The organism is Streptomyces sp. B15 (assembly GCF_018070605.1).
Lineage (GTDB): Bacteria > Actinomycetota > Actinomycetes > Streptomycetales > Streptomycetaceae > Streptomyces > Streptomyces smyrnaeus.
In genome coordinates this window covers 227,842-247,546 of record NZ_JAGPXJ010000001.1, presented here as the reverse complement: position 1 = coordinate 247,546, position 19,705 = coordinate 227,842, and the positions used below count along the sequence as shown (strand labels likewise).

Sequence of the window (19,705 nt, the reverse complement as noted above, 5' to 3'; positions counted from 1 at the left end):
CCGGGGGCCCGGCCGCCGGTCCGGTGCCTCCCGCCCGACGTCTTCCGCAGGTCGGCCGCCCGCTGCGGGACACTCGGTGCGGGACCCAGCGCGGGCGCTCTACTATCCATGCGAGGGTGTAGGGCGGTACGAGCGACTGTGGGCGGGGGCACGCGCGGACCACTGTGAGGGGCAACACTTGAGCACCGGGCCCCGGTGGGGAACCAGTCGTTTTCCCCGCGCGTGGATACGATCAGTAAGCAGTACCGCGGAAGCGTCGTGCCCGGAACCCGAGGACACTGGAGAGCAGGAACGGGTCAGGCACGAAGCAGGCACTAGGTCGGAGAGCATCTGGGAAGGAGGTGCGTCGTGGGAGTACTGAAGCGGTTCGAGCAGCGACTCGAGGGTCTCGTGAACGGCACCTTCGCGAAGGTGTTCAAGTCCGAGGTGCAACCCGTGGAGATCGCGGGCGCCCTCCAGCGGGAGTGCGACAACAACGCGACGATCTGGAACCGCGAGCGGACGGTCGTCCCCAACGACTTCGTGGTCGAACTCAGCCCGCCCGACTACGAGCGGCTCAGCCCGTACTCGGGCCAGCTCGGCGATGAACTCGCCAGCATGGTGCGGGACTACGCCAAGCAGCAGCGCTACACGTTCATGGGCCCGATCAAGGTCCATCTGGAGAAGGCCGACGACCTCGACACCGGTCTGTACCGGGTGCGCAGCCGCACCCTGGCCTCCAGCACCTCCCAGCAGCAGCCCCCGCACGGGAGCCCGGCCGCGGCCGGCCCCGGGCCCGGCGGCGCCGGATACCCTCCGCGCCCCGCCGCCGCACCGCCCGCCCCCACGGCCCCGCCCTCCTACGCGCCGGGCCCGGCGGGTTCCGCCGGTCCGCTGCCGGGCACCGAGACCCGACGCTGGGTGGAGATCAACGGCAACCGCCACCAGATCTCCGGCCCGACACTGGTCCTCGGCCGCAGCACGGAGGCCGACGTGCGGATCGACGACCCGGGGGTCTCGCGCCGGCACTGCGAGATCCGCGCGGGAAACCCCTCCTCGATCCAGGATCTGGGCTCCACAAACGGCATCGTGGTAGACGGACAGCACACCACGCGCGCTACGCTCCGCGACGGCTCACGCATCGTCGTGGGCAGTACCACGATCATTTACCGGCAAGCCGAAGGGTGAAGCGGGGGCAATGTCAGAGCTGACCCTCACGGTCATGCGGTTGGGGTTTCTCGCCGTACTGTGGCTGTTCGTCATCGTGTCCATCCAGGTCATCCGAAGTGACCTGTTCGGCACCAGGGTGACGCAGCGCACCGCGCGGCGTGCCGAAGCGCAGCGCCCCGCGCAGCGACCCCAGCCCCAGCAGCCCCCGCAGGGCGGCGGCAGGCGCGGGCGCGGGCGGAACGCCCCCACCAAGCTGGTCGTCACCGAGGGGTCGCTCACCGGCACCACCGTGGCCCTCCAGGGCCAGACCATCACCCTGGGCCGCGCGCACGACTCCACGATCGTGCTGGACGACGACTACGCGTCCAGCCGGCATGCCAGGATCTACCCGGACCGTGACGGAAAGTGGATCGTCGAGGATCTCGGGTCGACCAACGGCACCTATCTCGATCGGACCCGGCTCACCACACCGACGCCGATCCCGCTCGAAGCGCCGATCCGTATCGGCAAGACGGTCATCGAGCTGCGGAAGTAGTACCGACATGACGACCGGAGGGTGGGCACCGTGCGGATGTACCCGGAGCCGACGGGCGAGGTGCGCATGAGCCTGTCACTGCGCTTTGCCGCCGGATCACACGACGGCATGATCCGTGAGCACAACGAGGACTCCGGCTACGCCGGTCCCCGGCTGCTCGCGGTCGCCGACGGCATGGGCGGCCAGGCCGCCGGCGAGGTCGCCTCCTCCGAGGTGATCTCCGCGATGGTCCAGCTCGACGAGGACATCCCCGGCTCGGACATCCTCACCTCCCTCGGTACGACGGTGCAGCGCGCCAACGACCAGCTGCGCGTCATGGTCGAGGAGGACCCGCAGCTGGAGGGCATGGGCACGACGCTGACCGCGCTGCTGTGGACGGGCCAGCGGCTCGGCCTGGTGCACGTCGGCGACTCGCGCGCCTATCTGCTGCGGGACGGCCAGCTCACCCAGATCACCCAGGACCACACCTGGGTGCAGCGGCTGGTGGACGAGGGCCGGATCACCGAGGAAGAGGCCACCACGCACCCGCAGCGCTCGCTGCTGATGCGGGCGCTGGGCAGCGGTGACCATGTGGAGCCGGACCTGTCGATCCGCGAGGTGCGCGCGGGGGACCGCTATCTGCTGTGCTCGGACGGGCTCTCGGCGGTCGTCTCGCACCAGACGATCGAGGAGACGCTGGCCGGCTATCACGGCCCGCAGGACACCGTGCAGGAGCTGATCCAGCTCGCGCTGCGCGGCGGCGGCCCCGACAACATCACCTGCATCGTCGCCGATGTGCTGGACGTGGACACCCTCGGCCCCGAGGACACCCTGCACGGCCAGCTCAACGACACCCCCGTCATCGTCGGCGCGGTCGCCGAGAGCCAGCAGCCGCTGGGCGGCGACGGCGCCGCCCGCAGCACCCCCGCGGCCCGCGCCGCCGAACTGGGGCGCGGCGGCGCGGTGCCGCCGCAGGGCCGATCCGGCGCCCCCGAGGGATTCGGTCCCCCCACCGCCGACCCGGCGGCCCCGCCCGCGGGCACGTTCGGCCCCTACACGGACGAGGACTTCGCCAAGCCCGGCAAGGGCAAGGGCAGGTGGGTCAAGCGCTCGCTGTGGATCGCGCTGGCGCTGGCCGTGGCCGGCGGCGGGCTGTACGGGGGCTACCGGTGGACGCAGACGCAGTTCTACGTCGGCGCCAACGAGGACCACGTCGCCCTCTACCGGGGCATCAACCAGGAGTTGGCGGGCGTCAAGCTGCACAAGGTCGACGAGGACCACCCCGAGATCGAACTCAAGTACCTGCCCGGCTTCCAGCGCAAGGAGCTGCGCGAGACGATCGCGATGGGCAGCCGGGACGAGGCCCGCAGCAAGCTCGACGAGCTGGGCGAGCAGGCCAAGGTCTGCGAGATCGTCGCCAAGCAGAAGAAGCAGCCCAAGGACCCCGGGGACAAGGCCGACAAGGGCACCGGCGGGAGCAAGGACTCCGAGAAGCAGCGCAAGGACGAGCAGAACACGCCCGGTGACGCGGCCACCAACGGCGGCACCGGCACCGGCACCGCCGGTACGGGCACGGGTACCGCCGGCGTCGGCGAGGCCGCCGCCGGGCTGGGTACCGCCACCCACGCCGCCTTCACCTCCGGCTCCACCAACGACACGACTGCCGCCGCCTCCAGCACTCCCTCGCCGAGCCCCGAGCTCTCGGAGAAGCAGCAGGAGCTGGCCAAGCAGTGCACCGGGCCGTAGGGGGCGGCACAAGGCAATGAGCAACCTCACCACCACGGGCAGTAACACCACAGTGTCCTCGGGCGGACTGCCGAGCCGCCGCAACACCGAGCTGGCCATGCTCGTCTTCGCGGTGCTCGTCCCCGTCTTCGCGTACGCCAACGTCGGGCTGGCCATCAACGGCGAGCTGCCCTCCGGCATGCTCGGCTACGGCTGCGGTCTGGTGCTGCTGGCGGGCGTCGGCCACCTGGTGGTGCGCCGGTACGCGCCCTACGCCGATCCGCTGCTGCTGCCGCTGGCCACCATGCTCAACGGGCTGGGCCTGGTGCTGATCTGGCGGCTGGACCAGTCCGAGCGGCTGCGGCAGCGTGCCGAGAGCGCCTTCGGGGCCTTCTCGCCGGACGCTCCCAAGCAGCTCCTCTACTCGGCGATCGGGCTGGCGCTGTTCGTGGCGATCCTGCTGTTCCTCAAGGACCACCGGGTGCTGCAGCGCTACACCTACATCTCCATGGCCGTCGGTCTGGTGCTGCTGGTCCTGCCCATGTTCTTCCCGGCCCGCAACGGCGCCAGGATCTGGGTGGACCTGGGCTTCATCAACCTCCAGCCGGGCGAGTTCGTGAAGATCATCCTCGCGGTCTTCTTCGCCGGCTATCTGATGGTGAAACGGGACGCGCTGGCGCTGGCCTCACGGCGCTTCATGGGGATGTATCTGCCGCGCGGCCGGGACCTGGGGCCGATCCTCGTCATCTGGGCACTGAGCCTGATGATCCTGGTCTTCGAGACCGACCTGGGCACCTCGCTGCTCTTCTTCGGCCTCTTCGTGATCATGCTGTACGTCGCCACCGAGCGCACGAGCTGGATCGTCTTCGGTCTGCTCCTGTCGGCCGGCGGTGCCGCTGTCGTGGCCACCTTCGAGCCGCATGTGCAAGAGCGCGTCCAGGCGTGGCTGCACCCCTTCTCCGAAGAGGTCATCCAGTCCACCGGAAGCGACCAGATCGCCCAGTCGCTGTGGGCGTTCGGCTCCGGCGGGGTGCTCGGCACCGGCTGGGGCCAGGGCAACTCCGACCTGATCGGGTTCGCCGCCAACTCCGACTTCATCCTCGCCACGGTCGGCGAAGAACTCGGCCTGACCGGCATGATGGCGGTCCTCCTCATCTACGGGCTGATCGTCGAGCGCGGGGTACGCATCTCACTCGCCGCCCGTGACCCGTTCGGCAAGCTGCTGGCCGTCGGCCTCTCGGGCGCCTTCGGGCTCCAGGTCTTCGTCGTCGCGGGCGGCGTGATGGGCCTGATCCCGCTGACCGGTATGACCATGCCGTTCCTGGCCTCCGGCGGCTCCTCGGTGCTCGCCAACTGGGCGCTGATCGGCATTCTGCTCAGGATCAGCGACACCGCCCGCCGCCCGGCGCCCGCACCCGCCCCCTCACCCGATGCCGAAATGACCCAGGTGGTCCGACCGTGAACAAGCCCCTGCGCCGAATCGCGATCTTCTGCGGTCTGTTGGTCCTGGCCCTGCTCGTACGGAGCAACTGGCTGCAGTTCGTCCAGGCCGACGAGCTCAAGAACGACCCGAAGAACAGACGCGTCGACATCGCCCGCTACGCCCAGCCGCGCGGCAACATCATCGTCGACGGCAAGGCGGTCACCGGCTCGACCGTCGTCAACGGCACCGACTTCAAGTACAAGCGCACCTACAAGAACGGCGAGCTGTGGTCGCCGGTCACCGGCTACGCCTCCCAGCGGATCGGCGCGAACCAGCTGGAGAAGCTCTACGACCCGTTCCTGACCGGCGACGACGACCGGCTGTTCTTCAACCGCACCATCGACATGATCACCGGCAAGCAGCAGAAGGGCGGCAACGTCGTCACCACGCTGAACGCCAAGGCGCAGAAGGCCGCCTACGACGGACTCGGTGACAAGAAGGGCGCGGTCGCGGCGATCAACCCGAAGACCGGCGCCATCCTCGCGCTGGCCAACAAGCCCTCCTACGACCCGTCCACGTTCGCCGGGGTCAGCGGCAAGGACGGTGAGCGGTTCAAGAAGCTGGACGACGACAAGGACCAGCCGATGCTCAACCGGGCGCTGCGGCAGACCTACCCGCCCGGTTCGACGTTCAAGGTCGTCACCGCGGCGGCGGGGCTGGAGAGCGGTCAGTACGACCTCGACCAGAAGACCAGCACCGAGGACCCGTACCGCCTCCCGCAGACCACCAGGGACCTGGGCAACGAGGGCAACAACCCGGCCTGCAAGAACGCGTCCGTCCGAGTCGCGCTGCAGTGGTCCTGCAACACCGTCTTCGCCAAGATGAGCGACGAGCTCGGCAACGACGAGATGATCAAGATGGCCGAGAAGTTCGGCTTCGAGAAGGACGTCAAGGGCGGCACGCTGGACCCGGACCTGGACACACCGGTGCGGCCCGCGAAGAGCATCTACCCCGAGGACAACCGCCCCCAGAACGCCATGGCGGGCATCGGTCAGGCGTCCAACCGCGCCACCCCGCTGCAGATGGCCATGGTCGCCGCGGCCGTGGCCAACGACGGCAAGCTGATGAAGCCCTACATGGTGGACCAGCTCGTGGCGCCGAACCTGAACGTGGTCGAGCAGACCAAGCCCAAGGAGCTGAGCCGGCCGGTCTCGGCGGAGAACGCGCAGAAGCTCCAGTCGGCCATGGAGACGGTCGTGGAGAAGGGCACCGGAACCGCGGGCAAGATCCCCGGCGTCACGGTGGGTGGCAAGACCGGTACGGCACAGCACGGCGAGAACAACAAGGACAACCCGTACGCCTGGTTCATCTCGTACGCGAAGACGAGTGACGGGTCTCCCGTCGCCGTCGCTGTCGTGGTGGAGAGTTCCGACACACTCCGCGACGACATCGCGGGTGGCAAGCTGGCAGCCCCGATCGCCAAGAGCGTGATGGAGGCCGTCCTCGACGGAAAGCAGTGACGCACACCAGCAGCATCAGGTGAGCCCGGTCACCACGGCCACACCAGGCACGCACTCTGTGGCGGGTACCGTATGCCGAGCAGCACACCGCCGTGTCGCGCGCCGCAGATTCCACGCGCGGCGGCACGGAAGACCGGAGAGGGCTGGAGACTATGGAAGAGCCGCGTCGCCTAGGCGGCCGGTACGAGCTGGGCTCGGTGCTCGGCCGCGGAGGCATGGCCGAGGTCTACCTCGCCCAGGACACCCGGCTGGGCCGTACGGTCGCGGTCAAGACGCTCCGCGTCGACCTCGCCCGCGATCCGTCGTTCCAAGCCCGCTTCCGCCGCGAAGCCCAGTCGGCCGCCTCGCTCAACCACCCGGCGATCGTCGCGGTGTACGACACGGGCGAGGACTACGTGGACGGGGTCTCCATCCCGTACATCGTCATGGAGTACGTGGACGGCTCCACGCTGCGTGAGCTGCTGCACTCCGGGCGCAAGCTGCTGCCCGAGCGGGCGATGGAGATGTGCGTCGGCATCCTCCAGGCCCTGGAGTACAGCCACCGCAACGGCATCGTCCACCGCGACATCAAGCCCGCCAACGTGATGCTGACCCGCAACGGCCAGGTCAAGGTCATGGACTTCGGTATCGCGCGCGCCATGGGCGACTCCGGCATGACGATGACCCAGACGGCCGCCGTGATCGGCACCGCCCAGTACCTCTCCCCCGAGCAGGCCAAGGGCGAGACCGTCGACTCCCGCTCCGACCTGTACTCCACCGGCTGCCTGCTGTACGAGCTGCTGACCGTACGGCCACCCTTCGTCGGTGACTCCCCGGTCGCCGTCGCCTACCAGCACGTACGGGAGGAGCCGCAGCCGCCCAGCGCCTTCGACCCCGAGATCGCGCCCGCCATGGACGCGATCGTGATGAAGGCACTCGTCAAGGACCCGGACTACCGGTACCAGAGCGCCGACGAGATGCGCGCCGACATCGAGGCGTGCCTGGACGGCCAACCGGTCGCCGCCACCGCCATGGGCGCGGGCGGATACCCCGAGGACCAGCCCACCACGGCGCTGCGCGCGCAGGAGCCGCAGACCTCCATGCTGCCGCCGATGCGCCCGGACGACGGCGGCTACTACGACGAGCAACGCAGCCGCCGCAAGGGCAAGAACCCACTGTCCACCATCCTGCTGGCGCTCGCGGTGATCCTGGTGCTCGTCGGTGCGATCTTCGTCGGCAAGGCCCTGCTCGACTCCCCGAACAACGACGTCGACGTGCCCAACGTCACGGGGCTGTCCGCCTCGGAGGCGGAGGAGCAGCTCGGCAACTCCGGGCTGAAGGCCGCCAAGGGCGACAGCGTCTACTGCGACGAGAAGAAGGGCACCGTCTGCAAGACGGACCCCGGAGTCGGCGAGAGCGTCGAACCCGACAGCACCGTCAGCCTGATCATGTCCAAGGGGCCCCGCGACAAGGCTCCCCGCAGCATCCCCGACGTCACCGGTGACGTCTACGCCGACGCCAAGCAGAAGCTCAACGAGGCGGGCTTCAAGGTCTCCAAGAAGCAGCAGGAGTCCGAGGAGCAGCAGGCCGGTACGGTCCTCAGCCAGGACCCCGGCGCCGGCGAGAAGGCCAAGAAGGGCTCCACGGTCACGCTGACCGTCGCCACCGAGTCCCGGCCGACCGTGCCCAACGTCGTCGACACCCCCTTCGACCAGGCCAAGACCCAGCTCGAAGCGCTCGGCTTCAAGGTCTCCAAGACCGAACAGGACGACGAGACCAAGGCCGCCGGCACGGTCATCAAGCAGAACCCGGGCCCCGGCAAGCAGCCCGAGGGCACCACGATCAACCTGACCGTCGCCAAGGCGCCCGACGACGCGCCCGCCACCGTGCCGGATGTCACCAACCAGAAGCTCAAGGACGCCAAGAAGGCCCTCCAGGACGCCGGATTCACCATCGGCACCATCCGGGGCCCGCAGGGCGGCGACGCGGTGGTCGTCACCACCAGCCCGCCCCCCAACACCCAGGGCAAGAAGGGCGACAAGGTCGACATCATGACCCGCCCGGGCGGTGGGAACGACGGCAACGGCGGCAACGGCGGCGGAGACGACGACGGCGGTATCTTCGGCGGCAACTGGGGCCACTGACGCGGCAAGCGCCAGCCGTGGCCACTCGGCCACTCCGCCGGTGGCCACGGCCCCGCAGGTTCGCCGGTGGCCTCAGCCCCGCGCGGCCGGCGTGCCGGCTCTCACTTCAGCTCGGCGGGAGGCGTGCGGTCCTCGTCGACGTCTTCGGTGCGGACGAGTTCGCCCCAGACGATGTAGCGGTACTTCGAGGTGTAGACGGGAGTGCACGTCGTCAGCGTGATGTAGCGGCCACGCTGCTTCTTGCCCGAACCCTTCGGGATCGGGTCCAGCACGTCGACGTTGTACTTCGACGTCTGCGGCAGGGTCTTGAACACCTTGTAGACGTACCAGGTGTTCTTGGTCTCGAAGACGACCGGATCGCCCTCGTCGATCTTGTCGATGTTGTGGAACTTCGCACCGTGCCCGTCGCGGTGCGCGGCAAGCGCGAAGTTGCCCGACTGGTCCTGCGGGAGGCCCGACTTCACCGGCTCGGTGTAGTAGCCCGCGATGCCCTGGTTCAGCTCCTTGGGGTCCGTACCCTTCTTCACCAGTATGTCGTCGGACGACATGGACGGCGCGTGGAGGAAACCGATGCCGTCCCGGGTGTCCAGGTTCCCCGGGCCGCGGTCGGCGGCCCAGTGTTCGCGGACCTTGTCGCTCTCCTTCTTCGCCTGCCGGTCGGCGAGGACGTTCGTCCACCACAGCGAGTAGACGACGAACAGGGCGAGCACCAGCCCCGCCGTGATGAGGAGTTCACCGAAGACGCCGACGGCAACGGCTATCGGCCCCCGCCGGGACGCGGGCTCTCCCTCTGCCGCGGAGCCCGGGGCACCCTCTGCGGAGGGCTCCGGATCTGAGGCTTCCCCCGCGTCTGAGGCCTGCTCCGCGTCTGAGCCGCGCTCCGCCTCCGAGCCGGGGTCCGCGTCCGGGTCCTGCTCCGCGTCGGCGCTGTGCCTCGCCTCCGAGTCGTGGGGCGGCTCGGTGGTCCGGTTGGTGTTCGCCTCCGCCTCGGCCGAGGTGGTCTCCGTCTTGTCGACGGCCTCCCCCGCGGAAGCGTCCCGCTTGCCCTCGCTCACCTGTAGCCGCCTCCGCCGCTGTCTCGCTGGTCGTCACGCCGGGCTCCGCCCGTCGGCCGTCAGTCGACGAGCGCGTCCGGCTTGCCCTTGCTGCGCGGACGTTCGTCCACCATTTTGCCCCAGACGATCAGACGGTACTTCGAGGTGAATTCGGGGGTGCAGGTGGTCAGTGTGATGTAGCGACCGGGCTCGGTGAAGCCCGACTTCGGCGGTACCGGGTCGATCACCCCCGTATCGGACGGGGAGGTGGAGGGGAGTTGGCGCGTCACCTTGTACGTGTAGAACTTCGACTGCGTCTCGACGACGACCTCGTCGCCGGCCTCCAGTCTGTTGATGTAGCGGAACGGTTCGCCGTGGGTGTTGCGGTGCCCGGCGAGCGCGAAGTTGCCCTTCTTGTCCCACGGCATGGCGGTCTTCAACGGCTTCTCGGCGTAGTGGCCGACCATGCCCCTGTCGAGCACCTTCGTCTTGGAGATGCCCTGGGCGATGGGTGCGGTGACGTCGATCCTGGGGATGTGGATGATCGCGAAGCCCTCTCCGGGCTTGAAGGCGCCGGCCTTGCGCTCGGGGTCCGGGCCGGCGCCGGGCTTGTGCTCGTCCCACTGCTTCTGGAGCTTGTCGGTGGCACCGCCCGCCTGTTGGTCGGCGAGGACGTTCGTCCACCACAGCTGGTAGGCGACGAACAGCAGCATCAGCACGCCGCAGGTGATGAACACCTCGCCGATGGCCCGGCTGGCGATGATGCCGGGGCCGGGCCGCAGCGCACGCGCCGCCCTGCGGGCCTCCAACCGCGTGGGCCCCGGCGGGCGTTCGGTACGCGATCGGGTGCGGGGCGGCTCGATGCCCTTCCGGCGCGCCAGTTCCTCCAGGTGCGGCCGCCGCAGCCCCACGGTGCTGCGGTCCTCCTCGGGTCCGGTGCCGGGTCCGGTGCCGGGTCCGGTGCCGGAGCCGGAGCCGGAGCCGGAGCCGGTGGCGGGGCCGTGCGGGACGGGGCCGCTCGCCGGAACGTGCGGCTCGTGCCGGGGCTCCCCCACGAGTTGCTGCGGCACGGCCTGCTGCTGCGGCACCGTCTGCCCCTGCTGCCGCTGCTGCGGCTGCTGCGGCTGCGGCTGCGGCTGGGCGGGCTCCGCGGGCTGGACGGGCGGTGTCGGCTGCGCGTACGGCTCGTACGGGGCCGTCCCGTACCAGGCGGGCTCCCGGTCCGCCTCCGCCGCGTACGGGGCCTCAGCCACCGTCTGCGGCCCGTGCTGCGCCGCAGACGCCGGCGGCTGCGGGCCGGGCGGTTGCTGCCCCGGCAGCGGATCGTTGAGCGGGTCGGCGAGGGCGTCTACGGCCGCACGGTACGGGTCGTACTCCGGGTCGTTCCCGGAGCCGCCGGCTCCCCTGCCGTCACCGTGGCCCGTGGTCACCCGGTGACCGTCCCCAGACCGGCTCCGCGCGGCACCCCCAGCCCCGTGGAGCGCTCCACGGCTCCGGCGTCCCCGCACCGCACCAGCCAGTTGGCCAGCATCCGGTGGCCGCCCTCGGTGAGGACGGACTCGGGATGGAACTGGACTCCCTCGACGGGCAGCTCGCGGTGGCGCAGCCCCATCACCAGGTCGGCGCCGTCCACGGCCTCGCCGCCGGGCGCCGTCCAGGCGGTGACCTCCAGTTCGGCCGGGAGCGTGCCGCGTACGGCCAGCGAGTGGTAGCGGGTGGCGGTGAAGGGGGAGGGCAGTCCGGCGAACACGCCCGCGCCCTCGTGGGAGACGACCGAGGTCTTGCCGTGCAGCAGTTCGGGGGCCCGGCCGACGACGCCGCCGTAGGCGACGGCCATCGACTGCATGCCCAGGCAGACGCCGAAGACAGGGATCTGCTGGGCCGCGCAGTGCCGCACCATATCGATGCAGACCCCGGCCTCCTCCGGGGCGCCGGGGCCGGGGGAGAGGAGCACGCCGTCGAACCCGTCCTCGGCGTGGCGCGTTTCGACCTCGTCGTTGCGGACCACCTCGCAGGTGGCGCCGAGCTGGTAGAGGTACTGGACGAGGTTGAAGACGAAGCTGTCGTAGTTGTCGACGACCAGGATGCGCGCGCTCACACCGCACCCCCGGCAATCTCGGCGACGGAACCGGCCGCACCGGCGGAGCCGGCCGCACCGTCCACCGTCACATCGTTGAACGGCAGCAGCGGTTCCGCCCACGGAAAGACGTACTGGAACAGCAGAAAGACAACTCCGACCACCAGCACCAGCGAAATCAGTGCACGTACGTACACGTTGCCCGGCAGACGCCGCCAGATCCAGCCGTACATCCCGCGATGCCGTCCTCTCTCCTCCCGCGCCACATCGGGCACGCGTGCCGTTCGGCCCACCCAAAGAGTACGGCGTCAGAGTACGGCGTCAGCGGGTGAGCGCGTCCGGCTTCCCCGCGGTCGCGGGCCGGGTGGCGTCCAGCCGCGCCCAGGCGATCAGCCGGTGGCTGCTGCCCCACTCCGGATCGCAGGTGGTGAGGGTCAGATAGCGGCCGGGCCGGTCGAACGGGGTGGCGGCCTTGTTCACCGGCGCGGGCACGGGATCGAGCACTCCTGTGTCACCGGGAAGGGTGCGATAGGGGCGCCGGGTGAGGGTGTAGGTGTACCAGGTGTCGCCGTCCGTGACGAAGACGTGGTCGCCGGGGCGCAGCTTCGGGAAGTCCTTGAAGGGATCGCCGTAGGTTCGGCGGTGTCCGGCGACGGCGAAGTTGCCCCGCTGTCCCGGGCCGGCGGTGCGGGAGTAGTGGCCGAGGCCCTTGCGCAGGGTCGCGGCGCGGGTGTTCTCCAGGACGGGGCGGGACCAGTCGCGGCCCAAGCGGGGGATGTACATCACGGCGAAGGACTTCCCGTCCCGGTAGGCCGGCCCCGCCGAGCTGCGGCCGCGCGAGTCCGCCCCGCTGCCCGCGCCCTCCCGGGGCTGTCCTTCGCCGTCGTCCCGGCCGCTGCCCGGGCTCGGGTCCGCACCGCCCGCCTTCCCCGCGGGGTCGCCCTCACCTCGTACGGAACCGGACGACCACTCCTTCTGGAGCCGGGCGATCTCGTCGTCGGAGGCGTTGTCGGCCCGCACTCCCGTCCAGTACAGGAGGTGGACGACGAAGAGCACGATCAGGATGCCGACGGTGATGCACAGCTCGCTGAGGATTCGTACGACCGCTCGTAACGCCACGCCGTCCCACTCCCCGCACGGTCACGGTCACTCCAAGGGCTTGGCCTGCCGGAGATCCACTGTGCCGGAGTAGCCGGGAAGAGTCAGTGCCTTGTGCTCCTCGACTTTCCAGCCGAGGCCGTAGGCGTCCACGTATTCGAGGTAGTTGCGGATGGCCGGGGCCCTGTCGAGCGCGGTGCGCAGCTGCTCCCGGTCGCCGACGGCGCTGACCTTGTAGGGCGGGGAGTAGACGCGGCCCTGCAGGATGAGGGTGTTGCCGACGCAGCGCACGGCGCTGGTGGAGATCAGCCGCTGGTCCATCACCTTGATGCCCTTCGCCCCGCCCTGCCAGAGGGCGTTGACGACGGCCTGCAGGTCCTGCTGGTGGATGACCAGGTCGTTGGGTTCGGGGTCGGGCAGCCCGGGGACCTTGGCGGTGGCGTTGCTGGGGGCGTCGTCGAGGGTGACGCTCAGCCCCTGGCCGGAGATCTTCTTGAGGCCCGCCAGCTTCTCCAGCTCACCGAGCTTGCGGTCCTGGTCCCGGGTGCTGCCGTCGTCGCGCCGGGCGAGCTTGTCGACCTGGCGGCGGAGGGCCGCGGCCTGGCTGTCGAGCTCCGCGTTCTGTCTACTGCGCTCCTGGATGAGGTCGGAGAGCCGCAGCATGGAACCGTCGCTGCGGATGTTCGTCCCTTGCGCCGTGTTGAAACTGACCCAGAAGATGAGGCCTGCGAGGGCGAAGACGCCTATGGCGGCCAGCCGTGCAGGCCGGATCAACGATCTGGTCACCGTACCCTTGTCTCCCTCCGCCCTGGGAAAGCACTACGCTAACGGACCACCGTCCCCGTGGGCCGTACGGCGGTCAGCAGAGCATCGACAGGAGAGTCTCTCGTGCCGAAGTCACGTACCCGGAAGAAAGCGGACTTCACGCCCCCGCCGGAGAAGAAGGCCACGACCATCGACCTGCGTGGGGGCGGCGGCCGCCGTTGGGTCGCCCCCCTGATGCTGGCGCTGTTCGGCATCGGCCTCGCCTGGATCGTGGTGTTCTACGTCACCGACACCTCGCTTCCCATCGAGTCGCTGGGTGACTGGAACATCCTGGTCGGGTTCGGCTTCATCGCGGCCGGCTTCGTCGTCTCCACCCAGTGGAAATAAGAGTTATCCACAGGCTGATCCACAGCCTTGGAAAACTCACAAGATCTGTGGATAACTTTCGGGGTGTTGACGCCGGTGTGACCGCACGCCCGGTGCGGTCGGCCCTGGTCGGCCGAGGAATCGCAAGGGAAACGCACACCTGAGCGAAGGTGGCCCCGTACGGGCCACGCCATGCACAAGATTCGGTACCCGCTGTGGACAACCCGGGTCCGGGCCCTTTTCCGAGCACCGGAAAGGGAGCTCGGAGCCCGGTTGTCCACCGGGCTCCGGACGGCCTCGGCCGAGCCGCAGCGGCCCGCACCGGGGCACGCCTCAGGCGCGCCGGAGCCTGCTCGGGCGCGCCGAAAGCTCAGCCGAGCTGCATCGTGCGCACCACGATCAGCACCAGGACGACCGCCAGCAGCAGCCCGAAGGCGCCGTACTGCACCAGCGTCCTCCTCTCGCGGGGCGCGTGCACCATCGCGTAGGCCAGCAGCACGCCCATCACCAGGCCGCCGACGTGCGCCTCCCAGGCGATGTTCTTCCAGGTGAAGGTGAAGACCAGGTTGATCGCCAGCAGGACGAGGATCGGCCGCATGTCGTAGCGCAGCCGCCGCATCAGCACGGCCGTCGCACCGAACAGGCCGAAGATCGCACCGGACGCGCCGAGCGACGCCTGCTGCGGCGCCACCAGCAGAAAGGTGAGCGCACCGCCGCCGAGCCCGGAGAGCAGATACAGGCCCAGGAAGCGCACCCGGCCCAGCGCCGCCTCCAGCGGCGGACCCAGGAACCACAGGCCGAGCATGTTCATCGCGATGTGCCAGAACTCCTGGTGCAGGAACATCGAGGTCAGCAGCCGGTACCACTGCCCCTCCGCGACGCCTTCCACCGGCCCGTACGGCTCGGTCACCGCCTGCCCGAACAGCAGCAGCTGGTCCAGCAGCCGGTCGCCGACCGAGAGCACCGCGATGAAGACGGCGACGTTGAGGCCCAGCAGCACCTTGGTGACCAGCCGGGGATCCTCCGTGACACGCCCGCCCGCTACCGTCCTGGGCCGATTCGCGTCCGGACGGTGTCCGGTCCCCGAACCCGACCGGACGCACTCGGGGCACTGGAACCCGACGGAGGCCGTCACCATGCACTCCGGGCAGATGGGTCGCTCGCACCGCGTGCACGAGATGCCGGTCTCCCGGTCGGGATGCCGGTAGCAATGTCTCGGCGCCGGCCCTTCGGCCCCGCCCCCGGATTGTCCCTCCTGCTCCACGCTCACCCCTCCAGTGTCCCGTACGCACCCGCCCCACCCGCCCTGAATACGGACGGGTGGGGCGTGCGGTTCCCCGCCGATCGGCCCACTGCCGCTCGATGAGGGCCTACTGCCGCTCGATGAGTCCTACTGACGCTCGATGACGACGGACTTCAGCACGACGTCCTGCAGCGGGCGGTCGGTGCGGGGGTTGGTCTGCGTACCGCTGATCGCGTCGACCACCTCCTGGCCGGCCTTGTCGGCGACCTCGCCGAAGATGGTGTGCTTGCCCGTCAGCCAGTTCGTCGCGCCGACGGTGATGAAGAACTGCGAGCCGTTGGTGCCGGGCCCCGCGTTGGCCATGGCCAGCAGGTACGGCTTGGTGAAGGCCAGCTCGGGGTGGATCTCGTCGCCGAACTCGTATCCGGGTCCACCGGTGCCGTTGCCCAGCGGGTCCCCGCCCTGGATCATGAAGCCACTGATCACCCGGTGGAAGACGGTGCCGTCGTAGAGCTTGGCGGTGGTCTTCTCACCCGTCTCGGGGTGCGTCCATTCGCGGGAGCCCTCGGCGAGCTCGACGAAGTTCTTGACCGTCTTCGGCGCGTGGTTCGGGAAGAGCTGAACGCGGATGTCGCCGTGGTTGGTCTTCAGGGTGGCGTGGAGTTGCTCAGCCACGATCTACCTTCCATCTGTCTGCATTGACTCCCCCGATCCTCGCACGGACGCTGGACGGCAGTGGCTGACCCGGATGCCCGACCGGGGGATGCCGGGCAGAGCATAGGCAGGCATGATCTTCGAAACAGGTGGAAAAACGACTTCCTGTCCTCCGTTGTCGGAGAGACTGACCTGAGTCATGAGCCACCGAGGAGGAGGAACCGTGACCGCCAAGGAAAGCGTGCGCGCTGCGACCGGCACGGCCAAGGAGAGCGTGCGCCACGCCGCGGAGGTGGTGAAGCCCCACGCGGGGCAAGCCAAGGACACCGCGGCGCGCTACGCCCATGAGGCGAGTGCGCGGCTCGGGCCGAAGGTCTCCAAGGCCGCCGAGCAGGCCCGCCACTCCGCCCGCGAAGGATACGAACACTACGTCGGCCCCCGGGTCGCGCAGGCTCGTGACGCCCTCCCTCCCGAGGTCGAGGTGGCGGCGGGCCGCGCCGCCGAGCGCACCCGCAAGGCCGCCCGCCAGGCGGCCACCTACGCGGGGCCGCGCATCGAGAGCGCCGTGACGGAGGCCCGTGCCGCCACCGGCCCGGCCCGGGAGGAAGCGGCGCAGCGCGGGGCGGCCGCCGTGGCCGCGCTGCGCGGTCAGGTGACGGTCGAGGAGATCGAGAAGCTCTCGCGGCGCCGCCGCAGGCGCTCCCGCGCCGGCCGGTTCGTCTGGCGTGCGGGCCTGGTCGGCCTGGTGGCGGGCGGCGCCTATCTCGCCTGGCGCTGGTGGGACCGGCAGGCGAACCCGGACTGGCTGGTCGAGCCGCCGGCCGCGACGGAGGTCGGCGACCGGGCGTCGCTCTCCAGCGTGAACGGCTCCCCCGCCCGGAGCGGCGATGACACCGCGCTCGACCCGGAGGTCCAGGCCAAGCAGGACGACGCCGAGTCCGAGGACGGCGACAAGAAGAAGTAGCCGCCGCCCGGAGCGGTGGCGGCAGCGGTGACGCCAGCGGGGCGGGAGACTCAGCTCTCCCGCCCCCTGACCGTGGCCTCGCCGTCGGCCGCGCCGGCCGCCGCCTGCCGCGGGCCGTCCGGTGACGGCACCGGAGTCAGCACCTCGTCCAGCCCTGTGATCCGCAGCAGCCGCAGCACCCGCGGGTCGGCGCACACCATCGTGAAACGTCCGCCGCTGGCCAGCACCCGGGAGCGGATGTCCACGAGGAGGGCCAGGCCGCTGCAGTCGATGAAGGTGACGGGCCGCAGGTCGGCGACGAGCTGCGGGGCGGGGGCCGTGGTCAGGGCGTACAGCTGGGGTGTGGTGTCCAGCACCACAGCGAGGTCGATCTCGCCCTGCAGTTCGACCACGGTGCGGCCGTGCTCCGTGCGGGTCAGCACCGTGCCCGCGGGGCCCATTTCCTCGTCCCCGTCCCACACCTCGTCCCCGGCCGCCCATGCCTCGTCCCCGCCCGAGGGCTCGTGCCCGGTCATGGGCTCGTCCGCGGTGACGCAGGGCTCCTCTCGTTCGGTGGAGGACAGCCTGCGGCCGCTCTCGTCCGGGTGCGGTGCCATCGGTGCCCTCACGTATGACCTTGTGACCGTAGGAGTCCGGGAAATCGGCCCGTAAGCATAGGCAGGGCCTCTAGGGGTGGCGCTGCGCCACCCCTGCATCGTCACTCGAACGAGTGTAAAACCCTAATTCGGCTTGCGAGTTGGCGCTTCACTCTCACGAGTTCTCCTCATCCAGCAGAAACCCCGAAGTGGGGGACTACGGGTCGGCCCGGCATGAAGACTGGACCTGTGCAGCAGCAGAACATCCCTGAGGAAACAACCTCCTTCGTCGGCCGGGCGCCCGAGCTGGCTCAGCTGACCGGAGCCCTCAGGAAACAGCGGCTGGTGACCCTGGTGGGCGGAGCCGGAGTCGGGAAGTCCCGGCTCGCCCTGCACACCCTGCACACCCAGGGAGCGAGCCCGCGCCAGGAGTACACCAACATCTACTGGGCCGACCTGTGGCCGCTGCGCAGCGACGATCTGCTCGCCGCCACGGTGGCCGACGCCCTCGGCCTCTCCGACCACACCCCCCGCATACCGCTGGACGCGCTGTGCGGCTGGGTGGCGGACCGCTCGGTGCTCCTCGTACTCGACTCGTGCGAACACCTGGTGCCGTGCTGCCGCCATCTGATCGGCGAATTGCTCACCGCCTGCCCGAACCTGACGGTGCTGACCACCAGCCGGGAGCCACTGGGCGCGGTCCGCGAGACCGTACTGCCCGTACCGCCGCTCGCGCCCGCCACCGAGGCCGTGACCCTCTTCCGGCAGCGCGCCGAAAGCGTCGGCAGACCCGTGAGCGAGGCCCGTGACCGGCGGCTGGCGGCGCGACTGTGCGCCCGGCTGGACGGGGTGCCGCTCGCCCTGGAACTGGCCGCTGCGCAGCTGCGCCACCACACGCTCGCCGAGACGGCCGACCGCATCCGCTCCGGGCTCGATCTGCCCGACGCCCCTGGACACCCCCGCCCCTGCGACAGCCCCCGGCGGCCCGCACGGCACAGCGCCCTGCGGACAGCGGTGGGCTGGAGCCACGAGCTGTGCCGGCCCACCGAACGGCTGCTGTGGGCCCGGCTGACCGTCTTCCCCGCGAGCTTCGACGCCGACCTCGCCGAACAGGTCTGCACCGGCGGACCGCTGAACCCCAGGGAACTGCGCACCTGCCTGGCCGGACTGGTGCACAAGTCGGTCGTCATGGCCGAGGGCGACCGCTTCCGGCTGCTGGACACCATCCGCGAGTACGGCCGGATGTGGCTGCGAGAACTGGGCGAGACCGAGCACGTCGCCGCCCGGCACGCCGCCGCGGTCCTGGAGCTGTCCCGGCTGGCCCGCGCCGAGTGGCTCGGAGCGCGCCAGCAGTGGTGGTACGAGCGGCTGGAGCAGCTCTACCACGATGTGCGAGAGGCGCTGCGGTTCCTGCTGGACTCCGACCCGGCGGCAGCCCTGGAGCTGGCCGGGAACGTGGCGTTCTTCTGGGTGTGCTGCGGCCACCTGTACGAGACCCACCACTACCTGGAGCTGGCGCTGGCCCGCACCGACGGGTCGAGCGCGGCGCGGGCGCAGGGCGTCTGGTCACTGGGGCTGGCCCGGCTGCTGCAGGGGGACCAGGAAGCGGGCCGTACGTTCGCCGAGCTGACCAGGCGGGCGGCCATCGCGGCGGAGGACAAGGAGCGGCTGTTCCAGGCCGCCCACCTGGAAGGTCTCGCCGCACTGCTGTTCGGCCGTCCACTGGCAGCCCTCGCGGCGGCGGAGGCGGCACTGCGCGACGCCGACACCTCCCACGAGCCCACCTTCGGCAGCACCTTGTGCCGACTGCTGCGGGTCTGCGCGCTCACCACCTCCGGCCGGCTCAAGGAGGCCCGCCGCGACGCGGAAGCGCTGCGCCAGGAGTGCGTACGGCTCGGGGAGCTGTGGACCCGCTCCTACACCGACTACCAACTGGCGTTGATCGCACTGTTGGAGAACCGCGCCTGCGAGGCCGGTGCGCACGCACGGGACATGCTCCGCGCCAAGCGGCGCATCCGCGACCGCATCGGCATCGCGCTGGGGCTGGAGCTGCTGGCCACGGCCTGGGCCCTGCAGGGCGAGCCGGAACGTGCCGCCCTCGCGTACGGCGCCGGCGCCCAGCACTGGCAGATGGTGGGGCACCCGCAGCGCGGCACCCCCGAAGTGGCCCCGTTGCGCGAGGAGGGCCAGGCGGCTGCCCGGGCCCGGCTCGGCGACGCCGGGTACGAGGCGCTCTTCCACAAGGCGCTGCACGCCGACCGCGACCAGGCACTGGCCTGGGTCACCGACCCGGACCCGGACCCGACCCTGGAAGAGCCCTCATGAAAGCGACGAGGTGGCGTGGGACCGCACGGTGCACCAGCTCCTGGCCCCGGTCGGCCCGTGCGCACTACTGGAGCTGATGGCCCGGCCGTCGGAGCACAGGAACCGCAACACCATCCACGCACAGTTCACCGGGAACCAGGCTCTGTCCCC

18 protein-coding genes are annotated in these 19,705 nt (G+C 70.3%); 9 read left to right on the top strand and 9 right to left on the bottom strand.

The window, feature by feature from the left end:
• Nucleotides 1-348: 348 nt before the first annotated feature.
• The 6 genes from KBY19_RS01140 to pknB all read left to right on the top strand — a co-directional run bounded on the left by KBY19_RS01140 (nt 349) and on the right by pknB (nt 8,454).
• Complete coding sequence (locus KBY19_RS01140) at nt 349-1,167, top strand: DUF3662 and FHA domain-containing protein (protein ID WP_210964910.1); 819 nt, start codon at nt 349-351, stop codon at nt 1,165-1,167.
• 10 nt (nt 1,168-1,177) lie between these two features.
• A complete protein-coding gene (locus KBY19_RS01135) occupies nt 1,178-1,684 on the top strand; it encodes an FHA domain-containing protein (RefSeq protein WP_099882868.1) in 507 nt (168 codons plus the stop codon).
• A 21-nt stretch (nt 1,685-1,705) separates the two neighbouring features.
• Entirely contained in the window at nt 1,706-3,409 is a 1,704-nt protein-coding gene (locus KBY19_RS01130) for a Stp1/IreP family PP2C-type Ser/Thr phosphatase (RefSeq protein ID WP_185017617.1), read from the top strand.
• A gap of 16 nt (nt 3,410-3,425) precedes the next feature.
• A complete protein-coding gene (locus KBY19_RS01125) occupies nt 3,426-4,850 on the top strand; it encodes an FtsW/RodA/SpoVE family cell cycle protein (protein WP_099882864.1) in 1,425 nt (474 codons plus the stop codon).
• The gene (locus KBY19_RS01120) at nt 4,847-6,331 is read left to right on the top strand and encodes a penicillin-binding protein 2 (protein WP_099882862.1); all 1,485 of its coding nucleotides are present in this window, start codon (nt 4,847-4,849) and stop codon (nt 6,329-6,331) included. The genes KBY19_RS01125 and KBY19_RS01120 overlap by 4 nt, the downstream gene beginning before the upstream one ends.
• 152 nt (nt 6,332-6,483) lie before the next feature.
• Nucleotides 6,484-8,454 (top strand): Stk1 family PASTA domain-containing Ser/Thr kinase, encoded by a 1,971-nt coding sequence (gene pknB, locus KBY19_RS01115; RefSeq protein WP_185017616.1) that lies wholly within the window; start codon nt 6,484-6,486, stop codon nt 8,452-8,454.
• Between the two features lie 101 nt (nt 8,455-8,555).
• Here the strand turns inward: pknB and KBY19_RS01110 are convergent, their stop codons facing one another.
• The 6 genes from KBY19_RS01110 to KBY19_RS01085 form a co-directional block, all read right to left on the bottom strand.
• Nucleotides 8,556-9,215, bottom strand: coding sequence for a class E sortase (locus KBY19_RS01110; protein ID WP_099886648.1), 660 nt, complete (start codon nt 9,213-9,215; stop codon nt 8,556-8,558).
• A 353-nt stretch (nt 9,216-9,568) separates the two neighbouring features.
• Nucleotides 9,569-10,918, bottom strand: a complete 1,350-nt coding sequence (locus tag KBY19_RS01105) for a class E sortase (protein WP_210964909.1) — start codon at nt 10,916-10,918, stop codon at nt 9,569-9,571.
• Complete coding sequence (locus KBY19_RS01100; RefSeq protein ID WP_210955899.1) at nt 10,915-11,586, bottom strand: aminodeoxychorismate/anthranilate synthase component II; 672 nt, start codon at nt 11,584-11,586, stop codon at nt 10,915-10,917. The genes KBY19_RS01105 and KBY19_RS01100 overlap by 4 nt, the downstream gene beginning before the upstream one ends.
• A complete protein-coding gene (locus tag KBY19_RS01095) occupies nt 11,583-11,798 on the bottom strand; it encodes a hypothetical protein (RefSeq protein ID WP_099882856.1) in 216 nt (71 codons plus the stop codon). The genes KBY19_RS01100 and KBY19_RS01095 overlap by 4 nt, the downstream gene beginning before the upstream one ends.
• A gap of 88 nt (nt 11,799-11,886) precedes the next feature.
• Nucleotides 11,887-12,684, bottom strand: coding sequence for a class E sortase (locus KBY19_RS01090; protein WP_210955898.1), 798 nt, complete (start codon nt 12,682-12,684; stop codon nt 11,887-11,889).
• 27 nt (nt 12,685-12,711) lie between these two features.
• A complete protein-coding gene (locus KBY19_RS01085; RefSeq protein WP_099882851.1) occupies nt 12,712-13,449 on the bottom strand; it encodes a DUF881 domain-containing protein in 738 nt (245 codons plus the stop codon).
• A gap of 102 nt (nt 13,450-13,551) precedes the next feature.
• Between KBY19_RS01085 and crgA the strand changes: the two genes are divergently transcribed.
• Complete coding sequence (crgA, locus tag KBY19_RS01080; protein WP_099882849.1) at nt 13,552-13,815, top strand: cell division protein CrgA; 264 nt, start codon at nt 13,552-13,554, stop codon at nt 13,813-13,815.
• 349 nt (nt 13,816-14,164) lie between these two features.
• On the opposite strand, the gene KBY19_RS01075 is transcribed toward crgA, so the two are convergent.
• Entirely contained in the window at nt 14,165-15,064 is a 900-nt protein-coding gene (locus tag KBY19_RS01075; protein WP_210964908.1) for a rhomboid family intramembrane serine protease, read from the bottom strand.
• 120 nt (nt 15,065-15,184) lie between these two features.
• A complete protein-coding gene (locus KBY19_RS01070; RefSeq protein WP_099882844.1) occupies nt 15,185-15,712 on the bottom strand; it encodes a peptidylprolyl isomerase in 528 nt (175 codons plus the stop codon).
• 202 nt (nt 15,713-15,914) lie between these two features.
• Here KBY19_RS01070 and KBY19_RS01065 point away from each other — a divergent pair, with 202 nt between their 5' ends.
• Nucleotides 15,915-16,655: a DUF5324 family protein gene (locus KBY19_RS01065; protein ID WP_210955896.1), complete on the top strand. Its 741-nt coding sequence runs from the start codon at nt 15,915-15,917 to the stop codon at nt 16,653-16,655.
• A 50-nt stretch (nt 16,656-16,705) separates the two neighbouring features.
• Here the strand turns inward: KBY19_RS01065 and KBY19_RS01060 are convergent, their stop codons facing one another.
• Nucleotides 16,706-17,251 carry an STAS domain-containing protein gene (locus KBY19_RS01060; protein WP_210964907.1) on the bottom strand — a complete coding sequence of 182 codons (546 nt, stop codon included), beginning with the start codon at nt 17,249-17,251 and terminating at the stop codon, nt 16,706-16,708.
• A 213-nt stretch (nt 17,252-17,464) separates the two neighbouring features.
• Here KBY19_RS01060 and KBY19_RS01055 point away from each other — a divergent pair, with 213 nt between their 5' ends.
• Complete coding sequence (locus KBY19_RS01055; RefSeq protein WP_247690458.1) at nt 17,465-19,555, top strand: regulator; 2,091 nt, start codon at nt 17,465-17,467, stop codon at nt 19,553-19,555.
• Nucleotides 19,556-19,705 lie beyond the last annotated feature (150 nt).

Coding starts and splice junctions, on each gene's coding strand:
- KBY19_RS01135 (WP_099882868.1), top strand. CDS start 1,178: ATGTCAGAGCTGACCCTCACGGTCATGCGGTTGGGGTTTCTCGCCGTA.
- KBY19_RS01125 (WP_099882864.1), top strand. CDS start 3,426: ATGAGCAACCTCACCACCACGGGCAGTAACACCACAGTGTCCTCGGGC.
- pknB (WP_185017616.1), top strand. CDS start 6,484: ATGGAAGAGCCGCGTCGCCTAGGCGGCCGGTACGAGCTGGGCTCGGTG.
- KBY19_RS01095 (WP_099882856.1), bottom strand. CDS start 11,798: ATGTACGGCTGGATCTGGCGGCGTCTGCCGGGCAACGTGTACGTACGT.
- KBY19_RS01060 (WP_210964907.1), bottom strand. CDS start 17,251: ATGGCACCGCACCCGGACGAGAGCGGCCGCAGGCTGTCCTCCACCGAA.
- KBY19_RS01055 (WP_247690458.1), top strand. CDS start 17,465: ATGAAGACTGGACCTGTGCAGCAGCAGAACATCCCTGAGGAAACAACC.